This is a genomic window from Phytohabitans flavus (genome assembly GCF_011764545.1).
In the GTDB taxonomy this organism is placed as follows: domain Bacteria; phylum Actinomycetota; class Actinomycetes; order Mycobacteriales; family Micromonosporaceae; genus Phytohabitans; species Phytohabitans flavus.
Genome location: NZ_AP022870.1, coordinates 8,807,407 through 8,825,995, shown reverse-complemented (window position 1 = coordinate 8,825,995; position 18,589 = coordinate 8,807,407). Strand labels below are relative to the sequence as shown.

The following is an 18,589-nucleotide window of genomic DNA, read 5'->3' as shown; positions in this document are numbered from 1 at the left end:
CCATCTGGAGGTAGGAGCGGTTTTCCGTTGGCCGCACGACGAACGGCCATTGCGCGTCTTGGCGTACGACGGCGGTGTCGCGATGTACGACACGTGGTGGCCGCACATCGACGGCTGGGGCCTGGCTGACCTCGGCGAGGTCCGGAAGCGGCGCATCACCTATTACGTGGTCCCTGCTTCCACCTTGGCGGAAAAGGCTACGTACCTGCGCGCCGAGCCTTTGACCGAAGCCGAGCAGGCGCTGCACCGGCCGGACCTTCCGTTCGCTGCCGCTAGATCTGACGCGCTGTCCTGGCCGGAGGAAGCACCGGCGTCAATCGAAGCGTCGGCGAAAGGCCCCGGGCCCGAAGCGCTGGAGGTGCCAGAGGTGTACCTGCATCCGTTCGGCCCGCGCGGAGGCGAACGGGCGGGCGTTCGGGTCAAAGCGGAAAACGGCACCGCGTTCACCCGGGACGAACTGGTCTGGAGGGCCTCGGTCATCCAGGCGCCGTTGATCCGCGCCGGTGCCTCCGTCCAGGGCATCGGCATCTACCGGTCGGGCCTGAATCGAGGCGTCCCCGCCTTCTACCTGTGGGGTTCACAGAGTCGCCTGGACGATCAGATCGCCTGAGCCGCACACCGCTCTGGCACCGGCTGACGCTGGTTCGCCGAGGCGCTAGCCGTCACTGATGGCGATGCCGCCAGCGCACCACGGCGGCTTCCAGGTCGATCTGCTCCTGGTGGATCCGGTGACGTACCTGCTTCCGGACACCGCGCTTGGTCAACAGTTGCGCCACCACCACCGCGACGATCGTGGCCGTGAGCACAATCAGCGCCGCTATCGCTGGCAGCCGGTCGGCGACCGGCAGCAGGAGGACAAGGAGTGCGGCGCCCGCGAGGCTCACCGGATCGAGCCGGCGCGAGCTCCGCAGCTCGACAGCCACCAGTGCCACCAGATAGAGGATTACCCCGCCGAAGAGACTGATGAGATTCCACCCGTCGATCGTGGATTTCTGGATGACGGCGCTCAGCAGTCGCTGCAGCCCGAGGGAGAATATGATCACGCCCGAGACCAGCGGCAGATGTAGGTATGTGTAGATGTCACGGCCGAGAACAATGCGGGACTGACCGCGCGCACGATGCAGGACTTGCTCGACGTGGAATGCCAGGAGGTCGAAATACAGCCACCACAGTGCCGCGATAACGGCGATACCGAGCACCGCGGCCAGGACGACTGTTGCCGTGATTGGCCTGCCGTTGCGGCTGGTCGCGCCTACCCCCAAGGAAATCACCGACTCGCCGAGAGCGATCAGCACGATCAGCGCGTGTCGTTCCGCGAAGTGCTCCACTGACTTCAATCGCCAACCGACGCGACCGATGACTAGTCCGCCGGAGTATGCGACGACCAGCGCCGCGGCCCAGGATCCAAGCCGGAGATTGTGAGCGATGTCGGCGGGAAACAGAAGTTGCGGGGCCGTGCCGCCCAGAAGGACGATCAGCGCGCCTAGAATCGTCGGCAGGCTGAGCAGCACCGACCGCCGCCTTGACGCCGGGTTCTTCGTTTCGATCGTGGCATACAGGGCGACGAGCACGATCGCTTCGGTCGTCGCGTAGGCCAAGGCGAAAACGAACGGGCCGTCGAGGCCGCCGGGCTCGTCACGAAACGCTGTGTCAGTGGCCAGCGCAAGCACAAATAGCGCCGCCATGATAGCGAAACCCACCAATGGCATGATGCCTTGGTCGGCGCGGACGATGTTGCTGAGCGCGACGAATCCGCCCCACAACCACCAGAGCAGCGCCAGAACGAGCAACGCCTCCAGCAGCGCGGACCTGGTCAAGTTCACGGACGCCAAGGAGCTGACGTTGAGAAACGCGAACACGAAGACAAGGTCGTAAAACAGCTCGAGCCGGGTCACCCGGGATCCGGGACCGCCCGGGCTGAGCAGTCGGACGGGGAGCTGGTAGGCACCCCGGCAGTCTGTCAGCCCGGCAGCGGCGACACCGGCGGATCTGCTACTACTGGTAGGAACCGTGGGCGGGACTTTTCGGTTACGGCGTATCTTCGAGTGGGATCACGACGGTGAACTCGGTCTTGCCGGGCTCGGACTGCACCCTGATATCGCCGTGGTGTTTATCGACCACGATGCGGTACGAGATATCGAGCCCAAGCCCCGTCCCTTCACCCACCGGCTTCGTCGTGAAGAACGGCTCGAAGATACGGGGGCGGATCTCCGGATCGATGCCCACACCCGTGTCGCCGATCGTCACCGCGACCTGGTCGCCGTCGCGTTGGGTGCGGATCGTCAGCGTGCCACGCTGGCCCATCGCGCCGAGTGCGTTGTCGATCAGGTTGGTCCAGACCTGGTTGAGCTCGGCCGGGTAGCAGGGGCACTCGGGCAGCGTGTGGTCGTACTCCTTCACGACCGTCACGTCCGGCGGGATCTTCACCGTCATCATGACAAGCGTCGAGTCGAGCAGCTTGTGCAGATCGACGACCTGGTGTGGCGCGCGGTCCAGCTGTGAGTACTGCTTGGCGGCGCCGACCAGCGTCGAGATGCGGCCGACGGCGTCGTCGATCTCACCCATGAGCAGCTCGGTCTCGATGGTGTACGACAGCCAGCTCACCGCGGACTGGAGGTCGGTCTCGTCGACCGCGTCGGCGACCAGGTCGAGCCAGGCCACGTTGGCGTCGCCGGCGACCAGGGTGGCGGCGTGGTCGTACTCGAAGCCCGGGGAGAGGCCGCGGCCCTCGAGCCACTCGACCACCGCGTCCTCGGCCTCGGTGGTCTCCAGCGGCGTCATCTTCGGGGCGTTGGCCGCCCGTTTCACCGCGGCTTCCTGTAGCTCCACAAGCCGGTGCAGCTGCTTGACGTCGATCTTTCCCTCGGCGATCATCGCCAGCTTGTGACGCATGCCGGCGACCTTGTCGCGCAGGGTGGCGGTAGCGCGTACGGCGGCGGAGGCCGGGTTGTTGAGCTCGTGGGTGAGGCCGGCCGAGAGCGAGCCGAGCGCGATCAGGCGCTCCCGCTCGCTGACCGCCGACTGGATCCGCTTCTGACCCCAGAAGAGGCCCTCCATCAGGTGCATCGCCATCGGAAACCAGCGGCGCAGGATCGGGCCGAACTGTTCGGCCGGCAGCTCCAGCACCTTCACCGGCGTGATGGCGACCATCGAGTTGGGGTACTTCTGGTCGACCTGCTCCCCCAGGAAGGCCTGACTCGCGCCGCCGTAAACGCCGACCTGGTCGGTGCGGACGACCTCGATCTCCTGCCCGTGCACGTTGCGGGTCAGCGTGACCGCGCCCTCCAGCAGCACCACGAAGCAGGTGGCCGGCTCACCCTCGGAATAGACGCGGGAGGTCGCCTCGTACTCGACGATCGTGCTGTGGTCCTGCACCCACTGGAGCTTCTCCTCGTCGAGCGACTCGAAGAGGAAGAGCTTCCGGAGCTCCTCTTTGCTGATCACTGGGCCTCAACTCGCTCGCTCATTGCGCCTCCAGGTACCTGTGCACCAGCGTTACCGCCATCGCGCCCTCGCCCACCGCCGAAGCCACCCGCTTGACCGAGTTGGCGCGCACATCGCCAGCGGCGAAGACGCCGGCGACGCTCGTCTCCAAGTGGTACGGGTCGCGGTCGAGCCGCCAACCCCTGGGTCGCCGGCCGCCGAGGACGAGGTCGGGGCCGGTCACCACGAAGCCCTGCGGATCCCGCTCCACCAGGCCGTCCAGCCAGGAGGTGTGCGGCTGGGCGCCGATGAAGACGAACAGCCATGAAGCGTCAACAACGCGCGTCTGTCCGGTGTTCCGGTCGCGCAGCGTGAGCCCTTCCAGGTGGTCGGTGCCGTGGCCGGCGGCCACCTCCGTGCAGGGATGCACCTGGACCCGCGGGTTGCTCTCGATCTGCTCGATCAGGTAGGCGGACATCGACTGCGACAGGCTCTGGCCGCGTACCAACAGGTGCACCCGCCCGGCGAACCGGGAGAAGTAGATCGCCGCCTGGCCGGCCGAGTTTGCCCCGCCGACGATGTAGACATCCGCGCCCGAGCAGGCCGGCGCCTCGGTGGCCGCGCTGCCGTAGAAGACGCCACGGCCGGTGAGCTCGGCGAGGCCGGGCACGTCGAGCGTGCGGTAGGAGACCCCGGTCGCCAGGATCACCGTGTGCGCCGCGATCTGCGGCCCGCCGGCGCAGGTGAGCACCCTCGCCGAGCCCTTCACGTCGAGGCTTGTGACGTCTTGCGCGGTCAGCAGCTCGGCGCCGAAGCGCTGCGCCTGCCGGCGGGCCCGGTCGGTCAGCTGCGCGCCCGAGACGCCGTCCGGAAAGCCCAGGTAGTTTTCGATGCGGCTGCTCTGGCCTGCCTGGCCGCCGGTGGCCCGCCGCTCGACGAGGATCGTGCGCAGCCCTTCGGAGGCGCCGTAAACGGCGGCGCCGAGCCCGCCCGGTCCAGCGCCGACCACCGCCAGGTCGTAGAAGTCAGCCGTGGGGGTGGTGGTGAGGCCGACGTGTGCGGCCACCTCGGCCTCCGACGGCCGCACCAGCGTCTTGCCATCGGGCGTGATGACGATGGGTACGTCGGACTCGCTCGCGCCGGACGCGGTCAGCAGCCGCTGCCCTTCCGGCTCCTCGATCAGGTACCACCGGTACGGCACCATGTTGCGGGCGAGGAAGTCGCGGATCTCGAACGAGGCGGCCGACCACCGGTGGCCGACCACGCGGGTGTCCACCTCGGGCGAGGCGGGCGTCGCCTGCCACGCGTCAAGCAGCGAGTCGAGCACCGGGTAGAGCTTCTCCTCCGGCGGGTGCCAGGGCTTGAGCAGGTAGTGGTCGACGTCCACCAGGTTGATCGCGTCGATCGCGGCCTCGGTGTCCGCGTACGCGGTCAGCAGCACCCGCCGGGCGAGCGGGAAGAGGTCCATGGCGGACTCGAGGAACTGGATCCCATTCATCTGCGGCATCCGGTAGTCGGCGAGCAGGACCGCCACCTGGTCACCGCGCAGCTTTATCTCCTTGAGCGCGTCCAGCGCCTCGGCTCCTGAACTGGCCCGCACAACGCGGTAGTCCTGACCGTAGCGGCGCCGCACATCGCGCGCGACGGCCCGGGAGACAGCCGGGTCGTCGTCAACCGTCACGATCGCTGGGTTGGCCATGGCCCAATCAAAGCACGCTCAACCGTCCTGGCGCGCCGCGCGGAACTTCTCCCACCGTTCCAGTAGTTCGAGCATCCCGTCCTGGATGAAGAGGTAGAACTCGTGCATCTCGGCCAGGCGCATGCCGGCCGGCGAAGACGAGTCGCCGACCGCGTCGACCCCTTCCTCGATGATGTCGGCGAAGCGCTTGTAGACCCCACCTCGGACCATTCCGGCGGTGAACCACGGATCGGCCGGCAGGCGGTAGCGATCACTGCGTGAGCCCGGCACCGGCTCGCGCACGACGAACTGCAACTGCATGAGGTGGCGTACCGCCCCGGAGACGGCGGCCGGGCTGACCCCGAGGCGCTCGCCGATCTGTCCGGCGCTCAACCCCGGCTCGTCGGCCACCGTGAGCGCGGCCAGAACCCGGGCCGGCATCCGAGGAAAGCCCAGGTCGCTGAGGGTCATCGCGAAATGCTCGACGAAGCGGCGAACCGCGTCCTCGTCGCGCCTTTCCTCCATCGTCCACCACCTTTTCTATGCCGGTGGCGGCGCCCGGAGGCGCCGCCACGTCTTGCTAAAGCGCTATATCCCGCCGCCGGAAGAGTGCCAGGCCGGCGGCCCCGAGTGCCAACGCGACAGCGGTGAGGGCGATCAACGGGAGGGCCGTCGCGCTCGCCGCCGGCACCGCCGGCACGTGGGTGAAGGGCGAGATGTCGCGTACCGCCTGCGGCAGGCCCAGCAGCTCGCCGAGCTGGCCGACGATCAGGCTCACCGTGAAGGCGGCCCAGGCCAGTCCGACGGAAAGCCGCGGGAGCAGCCCGAACGCGGCGATCGCGAACCCGGCCAGGGTCAGCGTCGCCGGCAGTTGGACGAGCGCCGCGCCGGTCAGGTCGACGAGGTTGCCGCCCACGTCACTGCCGGTCAGCCCGGCCACGAGCCCGGTGGACGCGCCGGCCAGTACCAGCAGCAGCACCGCACCGCCGACAGCCACCGCCACGTGGCTGGCCAGCCAGGTCAGCCGGCCGGTGCCGGTGGCGAGCACCGCCTCGGCGGCACCGCTGGACTCCTCCGCGCGGGGGCGCATCAGCGCCTGGACGACGTACGCGGCGGCCATCGCCCCATAGATCGCCATCATCGCCGCGAAGAACGCGTCCATCAGGTCCACGTTGCTGCCGCCGGCCAGCTTGTTGATCGTGTCGACGCTGCCCTGGTTATCCCCGAGCGCGTCCTCGACGGTCTGGCTCAGCGACCCGACGGCCACGCCGTACACGACCATCGCCACGCCCCAGCCGAAGAGCGTGCCGCGCTGGAGCCGCCAGGCGAGGCCGAGCGGGCTGAGCAGGGCCGGCGTCGCCTGGGCCGGGCCCGGGCGCGGCTGGATCATGCCCATGCCGACGTCCCGGCGTGCGGTCAGCGCGAACGCCACCGCCACACTCGCCACGACGGTCACCAGGGGCAGGAGCAGCACCCACCAGCGGTCGCCCTCGTACTGGCGCATCTCGGTGACCCAGCCGATCGGCGAGAGCCACGTGGGCCAGGCGCTCACCACGGTGTACCCGTCGGGCTGCACCTGGCCGAGCGCGTCGCCGAGGCCCCGTAACACATAAGCGACGCCGACCACCGCGGCGGCGATGCCGTTGGCGGCGCGCGAGGTCTGGGCGATCTGGGCGGCGATGGCCGCGATGCCCGCGAAGACAAGGCCCGCCCCGGCGATACCGGCACCGGCGCCGACCGACCCCGCGACCGGCTGGTCGTAGCCGATCAGCGCGAGCGCGACAAGGCCGCCGAGCACGATGTTGGCGCCGGCCACGACGATCAGCGCAGCGGTGAGCCCGGCATGCCGGCCGACGACGGTCGCGCCGACCATCTCGGAACGGCCGGTCTCCTCGTTCTGCCGGGTGTGGCGCACCACCGCGAGGGTGCTCATGAAGCCGGCGAGCACCGCGGCGTACGTGAGGAGCGAGAACATGATCATCGCGCCCTCGCTCGCCCCGGTCGGCGCCATCCGGAGCACGAGCAGGGCGGGGCTCGCGACGGCGCTGCGCAGGATCTCGATGCGGTCCGCGTCGGTCGGGAACCGGTCCCGCACGGACGCGACCACGATCGGCACGAACAGCGCCGTGCCGAGGATCCACAGTGGTAGCTGGATCCGGTCCCGCCGGATCGCCAGCCGCACCAGGCGACCCGTCCCCGTAAAAGAGCTCATCGGGCCGTCGCCTCCGCCTTCAGGCCGTTCTCCCGGAGCTCGTCGCCGTAGTGGCGCATGAACAGCTCCTCCAGCGAGGGCGGGGCGCTGGTGAGCGTCCGCACCTCGAAGCGGGTCAGGTAGCGCAGCAGGTGGTCCAGCTCGTGACTGTCCACATCGAACTTCGCTCGGGTCTGGTCGACCTGGGCGTCGTGCACGCCGGTCTGCTCCTGGAGGCCGGTGATCGGGTGGGCGGTCTCCACCGAGATCGACGTGCGAGTCAGGTGCCGCAGCTGGGCCAGCGTGCCCGCCTCCACCGTCTTGCCCTGCCTGATGATGCTCACCCGGTCGCAGAGGGCCTCCACCTCGGAGAAGATGTGGCTGGAGAGGAGCACCGTGCGCCCCTGGTGCTTCACCTCGCGGACGCACTCCTGGAAGACCGCTTCCATCAGCGGGTCGAGGCCGGAGGTCGGCTCGTCGAGGATGTAGAGCTCCACATCCGACGCGAACGCGGCGACGACCGCCACCTTCTGCCGGTTGCCCTTGGAGTACGTGCGGGCCTTCTTGCTCGGGTCGAGCTGGAAGCGCTCGATCAGCTCCGTGCGGCGGCGCTTGTCCAGCCCGCCACGGAGGCTGCCGAAGAGGTCGATCGCCTCCCCACCGGTCAGGTTCGGCCAGAGGTTCACGTCGCCGGGCACGTACGCGAGCCGCCGGTGCAATGCCACCGCGTCCCGCCAGGGATGGCCGCCGAGGAGGCTCACGTCGCCGGCGTCGGCGCGGAGCAGGCCGAGCAGCACCCGGATGGTGGTGGACTTTCCGGAGCCGTTCGGGCCCAGGAAGCCATGCACCTCACCGGTGTCGACGGACAGGTCGAGCCCGTCCAGCGCGCGGGTCTGGCCGAAGGTCTTCACCAGGCCAGAGACCGAGATCGCAGATGTCATACAGCTGAAGCTACGCTCGTTTCACAAATTTGTGAAAGCTCAGAAGCGTATGAATACCGTCAAGAAAAGTGACCGCGGCCACTACCCCCGAGGGCTACGGCGCCGGCGCCGGACCGGCTCAGAACTGGGCGTCGAGCACCTCGCCCAGGCCGGACGCGACAAGCTCGTCGCGGATCGTCGCCGCGTCGCCCTCCACGACCAGCGTGAGGCCGGACGGGTGGAGGTGCTTGGCGGCCGCGTCCGAGACCGTCGCCTCGTCGGCACCAAGCAGGGCCGCGCGCAGGTTGGCGTGGTAGTCGTCCGGGAGGTCGTGTACCACCAGCGTGGCCAGGGCGCCGGCGATCGCCCCCGGGGTCTGGAGATCGACCGACAGCTGGCCGGCCCGCCACGACCGGGCCACCGCCAGCTCCGGCTCGGTGACGCCCTCGGCCTCGGTACGGGAGATCTCCCCCACGGTGTCGACCAGCGCGGGGACGGTCACGGCGGTCTGCACGCCCGCGCTCACCAGCAGCCGGCCGAAGCGCCTGGACTGGCCGAACTCGGCGCGGATGCCGTACGTGTACCCGCGCACCTCCCGGATCAGGTGGTTGAGCCGGGACGTGAACGCCCCGCCCAGCACCGTCGCGGCCAGCGTCATCGGCACGTAGTCCGGGTGCGCGCGGTACGGCGCGGCATGCCCCAGTCGCAGCGTCGACTGCACCGAGCCGGGCCGGTCGACCAGCAGGACCCGCCGGCCGGTGCGCGGCACGACCGGCAGCGGCCCACCCGCACCCTCGACCGGCTCGCCCGCCCCGGCGAACACCGTGGCGCCGAGTGCGTCCAGGTCGACGCCCGTCAGGTCGCCGGCGACCACCAGCGTGCCCGGCTGGCCGAACCAGGTGCGGTGGTAGCCGACCACGTCGTCCACGCTCAGCCCGGCGACCGAGTCCGGGTCGCCGTTCAGCGGGCGGCCGTGCCGCTTGTCGCGCCCGAAGATGTCGCCCCGGAGCGCCGCCTCGGCACGCGGCCCGGGGTCGGCCCAGTCCATCCGCAGGGCGGTCGCCTCGTCGTCGCGTACCCGGGCGATGTCCTCCGGGTCCAGGCGCGGGGTGCGGGCCGCCTCGGCGAGCAGCGCCACCGCGTCGGGCAGCCGGTCGACCGGCGCCTGCACGCCGACCCGAAACGAGTCCCAGTCGGCCGCGGTGAACAGCTCCGCCCCCAGGCTCTCCAGCGCGAGCGCGTACGCGGCCGAGTCCCGCTCGCCGGTACCCTCCTCCAGCGCCTTCGCCACGACGGCGGCGAGCCCCTCGCGGCCTTCCGGCTCGCGGGCGGCGCCGGCGTCGATCAGCAGGACCGCGACCGCCAGCGCCTGGCCGGGCAGGTGGGCGGCGACCACGCCGTCGCGGCGCACGACCTCGGGAAACCGGTACGGGCGGGCCGCACCCGGCCCCGGACGCTCGGCGACCAAACTCACGACGACGACTCCTCGGTGAGGTAGGAAAGGGTGACGCGGACATCCGGGCGCAGCTGCGCGGCGGCCTCGGCCAACGCGTCGAGCGTGACCGACTGCCAGGCCGGCAGCCGATCGCCCGCGCGGGCCGGATCGCCGAACTGGGTGGCGTACCGGCTCAGCAGGTCCGCCCGACCCGCCACTGTGGACACCTGCCGCCACCACGCGGTGGCGAGCAGTGCCTTGGCCCGGTCCAGCTCCTCCTGCCCGATCCCGTCGCCCAACCCGTCGAGCACCTCGACAAGGCCGGCCTCCAGGTCGGCGGCGTTCACGCCGTCGCGGGCGGTCGCGGACACGATCAGCGGCGCGGGCGCGTGCGCCAGGTCCACCCCGTACGCCGAGACGTAGTCCGGCTGGGCCAGCCGCGCCCCGTCGGCGAGGCGCTGGTAGAGCCGGCTGCCCCGGCCGTTGCCGAGGATCGTGGCGAGCACGGTGACCGCGTCGTACTCAGGCGTGCCGAACGGGTGGGTGCGCTGCGCGATGTACACCCGAGGGGCGGGCACGTCGCCCACCACGTCTTCGCGCAGCGGGCCGGTAGGCCGCGCGGGCCGGGTGCCGTCCGGCGCGGGCGGGATGTCGGGGAGGGCCGGGAGGCCGCCGAAGTACTTCTCCGCGAGCGCGAACGCGTCGGCCGGCGCCACGTCACCGACGACGGACAGCACAGCGTTGTTCGGCACGTAGTACGTCGTGTGGAACGCGGCGAACGTCGCCAGGTCGGCGGCGTTGAGGTCGTCCATCGAGCCGATCGTGGCGTGGTGGTACGGGTGCCCCGGCGGGTACAGCAGCGGCAGCAGGCGCAGCCACGCGTCCCCGTACGGCACGTTCTCGTACCGCTGGCGCCGCTCGTTTTTGACCACCTCGCGCTGGTTGTCGAGCGTCTCCTGGGTCAGCGCCGGCACCAGCCCGCCCATCCGGTCCGCCTCGAGCCACAGCGCCAGCTCCAGATGCTCCGCCGGGACCGTCTCGAAGTAGTTGGTGCGGTCCGGGTTGGTGGTCGCGTTGAGTGAGCCGCCGGCGCCCTGGATCAGCCGCATGTGCTCGGTCTTCGCCACGTGCGCCGACCCCTCGAACATCAGGTGCTCGAAGAGGTGTGCGAACCCGGTCTGCCCGTCCGGCTCGTGCCGCGATCCCACGTCGTACCAGATATTGACGGCTACGACGGGTGCCGTACGGTCCTCGCTGACCACGACCCGCAGGCCGTTGTCGAGGCGGGCGGTTTCGATGGGCCACGGGTAGCCGGTCGGCGACATGCGCTCGACGGTAGCTGATCTATTGCGCTAAGCATGCGCCAATCCCTCTCCTCGCCACGCGCGGGAGGGACGGATACTACGGACATGCTGTGTGAGCCGTACCTGCTCGATCCGACAGCCGACGGCGTGCACGTCGTGTGGCACACCGAGGGGCCCGGCTCCGACCACGCGGTGCTCGCCGGCCCGGCCGTCGCGTCGATGACCGGCGACGAGGCGCGGGCCGCCGCCACCGGCGACGCCGGCGAGGGCGAGGGATGGCGCCGCTTCAGCGCGGACACCGTCGAGCTGTCCCGCACCCGGGAGGATCAGGAGTCGGCGGTACCGGGCCGGGCGTACCCGACGGTCACCCGCCGCCCGGTGCACCGGCACCTGGCCACGGTCACCGGGCTGGGCGGCGGGCGGACGCCGTACCGGGTGGTCTCGGACGGCACGGTGACCGCCGCGTACACGCTCGCGCCCGCCCCGCCGCCGGACCGGCCGGTGCGGCTGCTGCTCACCAGCGACCACCAGCTCAAGCCGATGGTGCCGGCCAACCTGGCGAAGGTGGCCGAGACGGCTGGCGTGACCTTCGACGGCGTACTGATGGCCGGCGACATGGTCAACGCGCCGGACCGGGCCAGCGAGTGGTTCGACAGCACGGCCGAGCCGGCCTTCTTCCGCACGTTCGCGCCGATCCTGGCGCGCTCGCCGATCTACCCCGCGCTCGGCAACCACGAGGTGATGGGGCGCTGGTCGGAGACCGCGACGCTGGACGCGCAGTTCAACGACCCGCAGCCGGGCGCCTGGGACACCACCACGTACGAGGAGATGTTCCCGTACCCGCGCAGCGAGTCCGGCGGCCAGCGCTGGTGGTCCCGCACGATCGGCGACGTACACGTGATCTGCCTCTTCGCCACCCAGGTGTGGCGCTCACCACAGCCCGAAGGGCGGGGCAAGTTCCAGGAGGCGCTCGAAGACGTCGACAACCCGGACCGCTGGGGTACGGGCAGTTCGTCTTCGAGCCGATCAAGCGCGGCTCGCCCCAGTTCGCCTTCCTGGAGGCCGAGCTCGCCTCGCCGGCCGCGCGCTCCGCCCGGTACCGCGTGGTGATGTTCCACCACCCGAGCCACGGGCTGGGCAACCACTCGGTGCCGCCGTACACGGACCCGATCCAGGTGGTCGAGGCGAAGTCGATCCGGTACGAGTACCCGCTCGCCGACGACTACATCCTGCGGGACGTGGAGCCGCTCGTCTCCGCCGCCGGCGTCCACCTGGTCCTCAATGGACACTCGCATGTGTGGAACCGCTTCCGGAACGCGGCCGGCGTGCACTGGCTGGAGACGTCCAATGTGGGCAACAGCTACGGCGCGTACGACGTGAGCTCGGGCATGTCCCGCTGGTACCCGCCGGGATACGTGCTACAGGGCGACCCGGGCGGGCTCCAGCCGATCGTGCCGACGGTGGCGCCGCTCGTGCACGGCGGGGTGCCGCTGCCGTTCGTGGCGAGCAACGAGATCACCGTCTTCACGCTGCTGGACTCGGCGGCGGGCGTCGTGCGGTCGTACCGCCACGACACCCGCCAGCCGTCGTCACCAGCTGTGCTCTTCGACGAGTTCGCCCTGAGCTGAGGGCTTACCGGAACGGGCCGCGCAGCTCGTAGGTGATGCCGCCGGACGAGGAGCCGGACGTGCCGCGCTGCGAGGAGAAGTAGAGCCGGGTGCCGTCCGGCGAGAAGGCCGGACCGGTGATCTCCGAGCCGGACTGCCCGGAGAGACGGATGAACGGCGCCACCACCCCGTTCGGCGTGATGATGTTGATCTCCATGTTGCCGCCGTCCTCGGCGATGAAGAGGTCGCCCGAGTCCGAGCCGGTGATGTTGTCCACGCCGGTCAGCGGGGCGCTGCCGCTCACCAGCGAGTCGTCGTACGAGAGGTCGATCCGCTGGTTGACCGCGTCGTACGCCCACACCCGGTTGTCGCCCTTGGTGGTGAACCAGCAGATGCCGTCCGCGTAGTAGGCACCCTCACCGCCGTTGAACCGCTTGACGCCGGAGACCTGGCTCCGGGTGCGGGTGGGGCTGCCGTCCGGGTCGGGCACCCGCGCCCAGCTCACCGGGCCGCTGGTGGCGGTGCCGCCGGTCAGCACCTCAAGCGTGCCGGCCGAGAGGTTGCCCCAGGTGGTGGGGCGGAAGCGGTAGAAGCAGCCGTTGGTCTCGTCCTCGGTCAGGTAGATCACCTGCCGGTCCGGGTCGGCCGCGGCCGCCTCGTGCGTGAAGCGGCCCATGGCCGGCCGGCGCACCGCCGCGGTCCCACCGAGGGGGTACGTCTCGTACACGTACCCGAGGTCGGCCTCCTCGCACGAGAGCCAGGTCCCCCACGGGGTGGCGCCACCCGCGCAGTTGCGGTTCGTGTTCCCCAGGATCCGGTACGCGGACGCGATGCTGCCGTCCGCGTTGAACCGCACCGCCGAGGCGCCCCCGTGGAGGAGATTTCGGAGTTGGACACGTACACCCAGCCGGAGCCGGCGACGAAGCAGGCACCGCCGTCCGGGGCGTCGTGCCAGGTGTACCCGGCCACCGCTTGGCGGGAGCGGGCGATGATCCGGCTGGTGAAGCCGTTCGGGCTCTGTACACCGTTGGCGTCGGCGGCACGCAGCGCGCCGTAAGGGCTCGTGCCCGGCTGGGCCGGGGCGGCGAAGGCAGCTGACCAGAGGCTGCCGGAGAACGCGGCGGTGCCTGCCCCGATAACGGTGGCACGCAACACAGTGCGACGATCCATGCCCGCAACGTATTGATTGATCGGTGTCGAACGGCACGCCCGACAGGTAAACGTCGGTCGACGGTCCGTTGAGGTTCCAGGTGTGCGATATGATTCCCGCGTGACCCGATGGTATGCGTGCTTTAGTTGGCCGGCTGTGGCGCCGGCGACTGAGGCATGAGCCGCATGACCTAGGTCACCACCGCCAGAGCCGGCACAGGGCAGGAGAGCGCTCCTGCCCTTTCGCGTGTAACGACGACGCAGAGCCGGCTTCGGCCCCGGGACGCCGGCCCCGGGGTGGCTGGCGGAAGGAACCCCACCGTGACTCTCCCGAGTGTGCAGCGGGTCAGCGACCAGCGGATCGACAAGGTCGTGCCGCTGGTGAGCCCCGCGCTGCTCCACCACGAGCTGCCCCTGGATGACAATCTCTCGGCCGCGGTGGTCGAGGGTCGGCGTGCCGTCGCCCGCGTGCTGGACGGGGAGGACGACCGCCTGATGGTCGTCGTCGGCCCGTGTTCCGTGCATGACACCGTGGCCGCCTTGGAGTACGCGGACCGGCTCGCCGAGACGGCCGCCCGGCTCGCCGACGACCTGCTGATCGTGATGCGGGTCTACTTCGAGAAGCCCCGCTCGACCGTCGGCTGGAAGGGGCTCATCAACGACCCGGGGCTGGACGGCTCCGGCGACGTCAACACCGGCCTGCGTACCGCCCGCTCGCTGCTGCTCCAGGTGCTCGCCAAGGGACTGCCGGTGGGCTGCGAGTTCCTCGACCCGATCACCCCGCAGTACATCGCCGACACCGTCTCGTGGGGCGCGATCGGCGCGCGCACGGTGGAGAGCCAGGTGCACCGCCAGCTCGCCTCCGGCCTCTCCATGCCGATCGGGATGAAGAACCGGCCGGACGGAGCGATCTCCACGGCCGTCGACGCGATCCGGGCCGCGGCGGTACCGCACGTGTTTCCCGGTATCGACCTGTCCGGTACCCCCGCGATCATGCACACCCGCGGCAACACCGACTGCCACCTCGTGCTGCGCGGCGGCCGGGGCGGGCCCAACTACGGCGCCGAGGACGTCGCCGGCGCGCTCGACCTGCTGCGCGCGGCCGGGCTGCCGGAGCGGCTGATCGTCGACGCCAGCCACGACAACAGCGGCAAGGACCACACCCGGCAGCCGGTGGTCGCGCAGGACGTCTCCGCCCAGCTCGCCGCCGGGCAGCGCGGCATCGTCGGGGTCATGCTCGAATCGTTCCTGGTGCCGGGGCGCCAGGACCTGGACCCGACGCGCCCGCTGGCGTACGGCCAGTCGATCACCGACGCGTGCATGGGCTGGGACACGACCGTCGAGGTACTCGAAGGGCTCGCCACGGCCCGCCGCTGACGACCTTCCAACGATCTTGCACCCCGCAGCGGCGCGGGGTGCAAGTCTTCCGCCGGCCGTCATACGGTTTGCGGCGCTCGCCCGAGCGACCACTCGTGAAAGTGCTGTGAAGATCCGCCGCACCGGCAACCCCCGCCGCGTCCCTGGACGTCTTTGCAGTCGTGACCGAACCTCTGCTGCGCCTCACCGCCGGGCGTGAGGCGGGCGGACGCCCCCGCCACGCGCTCCTCAACTTCGCCACCCTCGTGCTTTGCGGCCTCCTCGCCGGCCTTGTCGTCGCGGCAGCGATGTTTCCGGCACTGGCCGCCTCAGGCCTTGCCGCGAAGGCCGGGGCCGAGTCGTTCGAGGCGCTGCCGAGCGAGCTCACCACCACCCAGGCGCCCCAGGCCACCGAGGTGTACGCCGCCGACGGCAAGACGCTGATCTCCCGCTTCTTCGACGAAAACCGCCACGACGTGGCGTTCGGCCAGATCGCCGAGCCCATGCGCGAAGCGATCATCGCGGCCGAGGACCACAACTTCTATGTGCACAAGGGCGTGGACGCGAAGGGCATCGCCCGGGCCGCGCTCAACAACAGCGCCGGCGGCGGGAAGCAGGGTGCCTCCACGCTCACCATGCAGTTCGTCCGGATGTCGGTGACGTACACCGCGCCGACCTACGCGGACGCGGTCAAGGCCGGCGAGGACAACGCCGCCCGCAAGGTCCGCGAGGCGCGGCTGGCACTCCAGGCGGAGAAGAAGTTCTCCAAAGACGAGATCCTGACCCGCTACCTCAACCTCGCCCCGTTCGGCCACAGCACGTACGGCGTCTACGCGGCCAGCCAGTTCTACTTCGGCAAGCAGCCGAAGGACCTCACGATCGCCGAGTCCGCCCTCCTCGCCAGCCTGGTCCGGTCACCCACGTACTACGACCCGATCGACCCCGAGGGCAAGGAGCGCGCGCTGGAGCGCCGTAACTGGGTGATCGGCCAGATGGTGGAGATCAAGGCGATCACCGCTGCCGAGGGCGAGGTCGCGAAGAAGGAGAAGCTCGTCGTCAAGGGCAAGCGCCCGCCGAACGGCTGCACGGTCACCAAGCCGAACGACTGGGGCTTCTTCTGCGACTACTTCCGCCGCTGGTGGCTACAGCAGGAGGCGTTCGGCGCCACCGGGTACGACCGGGAGCGGCTGCTGCACGGCGGCGGCTACCGGGTCGTGACCACGCTCGACCCGAAGGCACAGAAGAAGGCCCGGGACAACGTGGAGCAGTACCTCAAGACCGGCAACAAGCACGCGCTGATGGTCGCCGCGGTCGAGCCGGGCAGCGGGCGGGTACGCGCGCTCGCCACCAACCGCGTGTTCAAGCTCGACAACTCGGCGAACAAGCCCTCCTCCAACCCCCAGAACTCGGGGCAGCGGGGCACGTACCCGAACACCACCAACCCGCTGCTGACCGGGGGTAGCGGCTACCAGGCCGGCTCGACCTTCAAGATCTTCACGCTCGTGGCGGCGCTGGAGAAGGGGTACCCGCTGGACTACCCGATCAACGCACCGCAGCGGTACCCGTCCAAGTACCACGGCGCCTCCGGAGACGCCGCCTGCCCCGGTACCGACCGGTGGTGCCCCGGCAACAGCAGCGCCGGCCTCGCGGGCATGCACAACGCCTGGACCGCCTTCGGCAAGTCGGTCAACACGTACTTCGTACCGCTGGAGGAGCAAGCCGGCGCGGCCAACGCGGTGGCGGTGGCGAAGAAGCTGGGCATCCGCTTCCTGTCCGAGCAGGACATCGAGATGGCGAACGACCGGGCGGCCGCCGACGACTGGGGGTCGTTCACGCTCGGCGTCTCCGGCACCACCCCGCTCGACCTCGCGAACGCGTACGCCACGCTCGCGGCGGACGGCAAGCACTGCGAGCCGATCCCGGTACAGGAGATCAAGGACATCCACGGCAAGTCGCTGGACGTCGCCAAGCCCCGCTGCGACCAGGCCGTCGACCGCGAGGTGGCCCGCGCCGCGATCGACGCCGCTCGGTGCCCCGTCGGCGACCAGTCCGCGTTCGGCGAGTGCCACGGCTCGACCTCGGCTGCCGCGCATACCGCCATCGGGCACCCGATCGCCGGCAAGACCGGTACCACCGACAGCCACCGCACCGCGTCCCTTGTCGTCACCAGCCGCTCGATGGCGGTCGCCGGCATCCTGGCCGACCCGGACTGGCCGGAAACCACCGCGAACATGAGCCACGACATCGTCAACCCGGCGGTGTACGAGACGCTCGCCGACATCATGCGGGGTCGGCCGCAGCAGAACTTCCCCGGCCGAGCGAGGCGATTGCCTACGGCGAGCAGCGCTCGATCCCGGACGTCTCCTGCCAGCCGGTCGACGCGGCGAAGTCCACGTTGGAGAGTCAGGGCTTCCGGGTGGAGGTAAACCCCGAGCCGGTCGGGTCGGCATGCCCGGCCGGCTCGGTCGCCCGTACCGAACCCGCCGGCCGCACGATCGACGGCGGCCTGGTGGTGCTCCGGACCAGCAACGGGGTGCCCGACGCCACAGCTACGGCTCCTCCCGCACGGTAGCGGGGGTCGGGGCACCAAAAAGCGCCGCCCGGTGGAATGGCCACCGGGCGGCGCTAGGCGTCGGTGTGCAGGTCGCCTCTCGGCGAGTGGCACGACGCGGCTCCAGCCGAACGGTATTCCGCGAAGGCAATTAGGTGAGGCCCGGGGACACTGGACACACCGACAGTCATCTCAACGGCCCACCCCTACCCGGTGTTCCGGGGCCTGGAGTGGCCCGCGCCACACTCAGACGTCGCGGAGGCGGCCGGGGTCCACCTCGCGCCCGGATAGCGGGTCAGGTACTCCGTCTCCAGCTCAGCCGTGCGGCGCAGGTGGTTGGCCAGCGCCGCGTCGGCGCCGTGCCGCAGCGTGTCCAGCCGGGTCCGGTGCAGGCTGGACATCTCCCGGATGAGGTCGTCGTCGGTGAGTTCGGCAGGGTCGACACCGGTGTCGAGGTCCGCCGACGGGGCATCGGCGTCTGCGTATCGCGCTGGTCCAGTCATGTACCCACCGTTGCCCGGACCGGACCTCGCCAAACCCCCGCCGGTACTCTCGGGCGTATGAGGCGGCTGTGGACACCAGCGTGGATCACACGCCACGTGCTCGCGGTCGGGCTCGTGGCCGGCTTCATGGCCCTCGGCTGGTGGCAGATCAGCCGGGCCGCGGGGGCAACACCCTCAGTTGGGCGTATGCGTTCGAGTGGCCGCTGTTCGCCGCGTTCGTCGTGTTCATCTGGGTGCGCGAGGTGCGTCTCACGCTCCGCGGCGAGCCGCCGGCGCCGGCGCCGGTCTCACCGGCCCCGGCTGGCGCGCAGGCCACATCGGCCACGGCCTTCCGCCGCCCCGTGCGCACCACCCGGCAGCCCGCGGGGTACGACGACGGCGGCGACCCGGAGCTCGCGGCGTACAACCGCTACCTGGCCTGGCTCAACGAGCACCCGGACGCCCGGCCGGCCGACTACCCCGGGTGAGCAGA

At 70.5% G+C, this 18,589-nt stretch carries 12 protein-coding genes and 4 pseudogenes; 6 read left to right on the top strand and 10 right to left on the bottom strand.

What is annotated here, in order from left to right; all coding sequences use genetic code 11:
* The first annotated feature begins 82 nt into the window (after positions 1-82).
* On the top strand, positions 83-610 hold the full coding sequence (locus Pflav_RS39290; protein ID WP_173041626.1) for a hypothetical protein: 528 nt from the start codon (positions 83-85) through the stop codon (positions 608-610).
* Between the two features lie 52 nt (positions 611-662).
* Here Pflav_RS39290 and Pflav_RS39285 read toward each other — a convergent pair whose 3' ends face one another.
* The 8 genes from Pflav_RS39285 to Pflav_RS39250 form a co-directional block, all read right to left on the bottom strand.
* On the bottom strand, positions 663-1,895 hold the full coding sequence (locus Pflav_RS39285; protein ID WP_173041625.1) for a low temperature requirement protein A: 1,233 nt from the start codon (positions 1,893-1,895) through the stop codon (positions 663-665).
* A gap of 133 nt (positions 1,896-2,028) precedes the next feature.
* Positions 2,029-3,444 (bottom strand): ATP-binding protein, encoded by a 1,416-nt coding sequence (locus Pflav_RS39280; RefSeq protein WP_197938857.1) that lies wholly within the window; start codon positions 3,442-3,444, stop codon positions 2,029-2,031.
* Positions 3,445-3,463: 19 nt separating this feature from the next.
* The gene (locus Pflav_RS39275) at positions 3,464-5,122 is read right to left on the bottom strand and encodes an NAD(P)/FAD-dependent oxidoreductase (RefSeq protein WP_173041624.1); all 1,659 of its coding nucleotides are present in this window, start codon (positions 5,120-5,122) and stop codon (positions 3,464-3,466) included.
* Between the two features lie 18 nt (positions 5,123-5,140).
* Positions 5,141-5,626, bottom strand: a complete 486-nt coding sequence (locus Pflav_RS39270) for a GbsR/MarR family transcriptional regulator (RefSeq protein WP_173041623.1) — start codon at positions 5,624-5,626, stop codon at positions 5,141-5,143.
* Positions 5,627-5,681: 55 nt separating this feature from the next.
* Positions 5,682-7,313, bottom strand: coding sequence for an ABC transporter permease (locus tag Pflav_RS39265; RefSeq protein WP_173041622.1), 1,632 nt, complete (start codon positions 7,311-7,313; stop codon positions 5,682-5,684).
* Positions 7,310-8,233 carry an ABC transporter ATP-binding protein gene (locus tag Pflav_RS39260; protein ID WP_173041621.1) on the bottom strand — a complete coding sequence of 308 codons (924 nt, stop codon included), beginning with the start codon at positions 8,231-8,233 and terminating at the stop codon, positions 7,310-7,312. The genes Pflav_RS39265 and Pflav_RS39260 overlap by 4 nt, the downstream gene beginning before the upstream one ends.
* A 118-nt stretch (positions 8,234-8,351) precedes the next feature.
* Positions 8,352-9,686 carry a M16 family metallopeptidase gene (locus Pflav_RS39255; protein ID WP_173041620.1) on the bottom strand — a complete coding sequence of 445 codons (1,335 nt, stop codon included), beginning with the start codon at positions 9,684-9,686 and terminating at the stop codon, positions 8,352-8,354.
* Positions 9,683-10,972, bottom strand: coding sequence for a M16 family metallopeptidase (locus Pflav_RS39250; protein ID WP_173041619.1), 1,290 nt, complete (start codon positions 10,970-10,972; stop codon positions 9,683-9,685). The genes Pflav_RS39255 and Pflav_RS39250 overlap by 4 nt, the downstream gene beginning before the upstream one ends.
* Positions 10,973-11,056: 84 nt before the next feature.
* On the opposite strand from Pflav_RS39250, the gene Pflav_RS44380 reads away from it, so the two are divergent.
* Positions 11,057-12,061, top strand: a complete 1,005-nt coding sequence (locus tag Pflav_RS44380) for a metallophosphoesterase (protein WP_197938856.1) — start codon at positions 11,057-11,059, stop codon at positions 12,059-12,061.
* Complete coding sequence (locus Pflav_RS44375) at positions 12,061-12,579, top strand: hypothetical protein (protein ID WP_197938855.1); 519 nt, start codon at positions 12,061-12,063, stop codon at positions 12,577-12,579. Before Pflav_RS44380 ends, Pflav_RS44375 begins: the two co-directional genes overlap by 1 nt.
* Positions 12,580-12,583: 4 nt before the next feature.
* On the opposite strand, the pseudogene Pflav_RS39240 reads toward Pflav_RS44375, so the two are convergent.
* A pseudogene (locus Pflav_RS39240) lies at positions 12,584-13,728 on the bottom strand (alkaline phosphatase PhoX).
* A 276-nt stretch (positions 13,729-14,004) separates the two neighbouring features.
* On the opposite strand from Pflav_RS39240, the gene Pflav_RS39235 reads away from it, so the two are divergent.
* Positions 14,005-15,084: a 3-deoxy-7-phosphoheptulonate synthase gene (locus tag Pflav_RS39235; protein WP_377310206.1), complete on the top strand. Its 1,080-nt coding sequence runs from the start codon at positions 14,005-14,007 to the stop codon at positions 15,082-15,084.
* Positions 15,085-15,260: 176 nt separating this feature from the next.
* Positions 15,261-17,672: pseudogene (locus Pflav_RS39230) on the top strand (transglycosylase domain-containing protein); the annotation flags it as partial.
* Between the two features lie 188 nt (positions 17,673-17,860).
* On the opposite strand, the pseudogene Pflav_RS39225 reads toward Pflav_RS39230, so the two are convergent.
* A pseudogene (locus Pflav_RS39225) lies at positions 17,861-18,117 on the bottom strand (DUF6158 family protein).
* A gap of 57 nt (positions 18,118-18,174) precedes the next feature.
* Between Pflav_RS39225 and Pflav_RS39220 the strand changes: the two are divergent.
* Positions 18,175-18,584, top strand: a pseudogene (locus Pflav_RS39220) (hypothetical protein).
* The last annotated feature ends 5 nt before the right edge of the window (positions 18,585-18,589 follow it).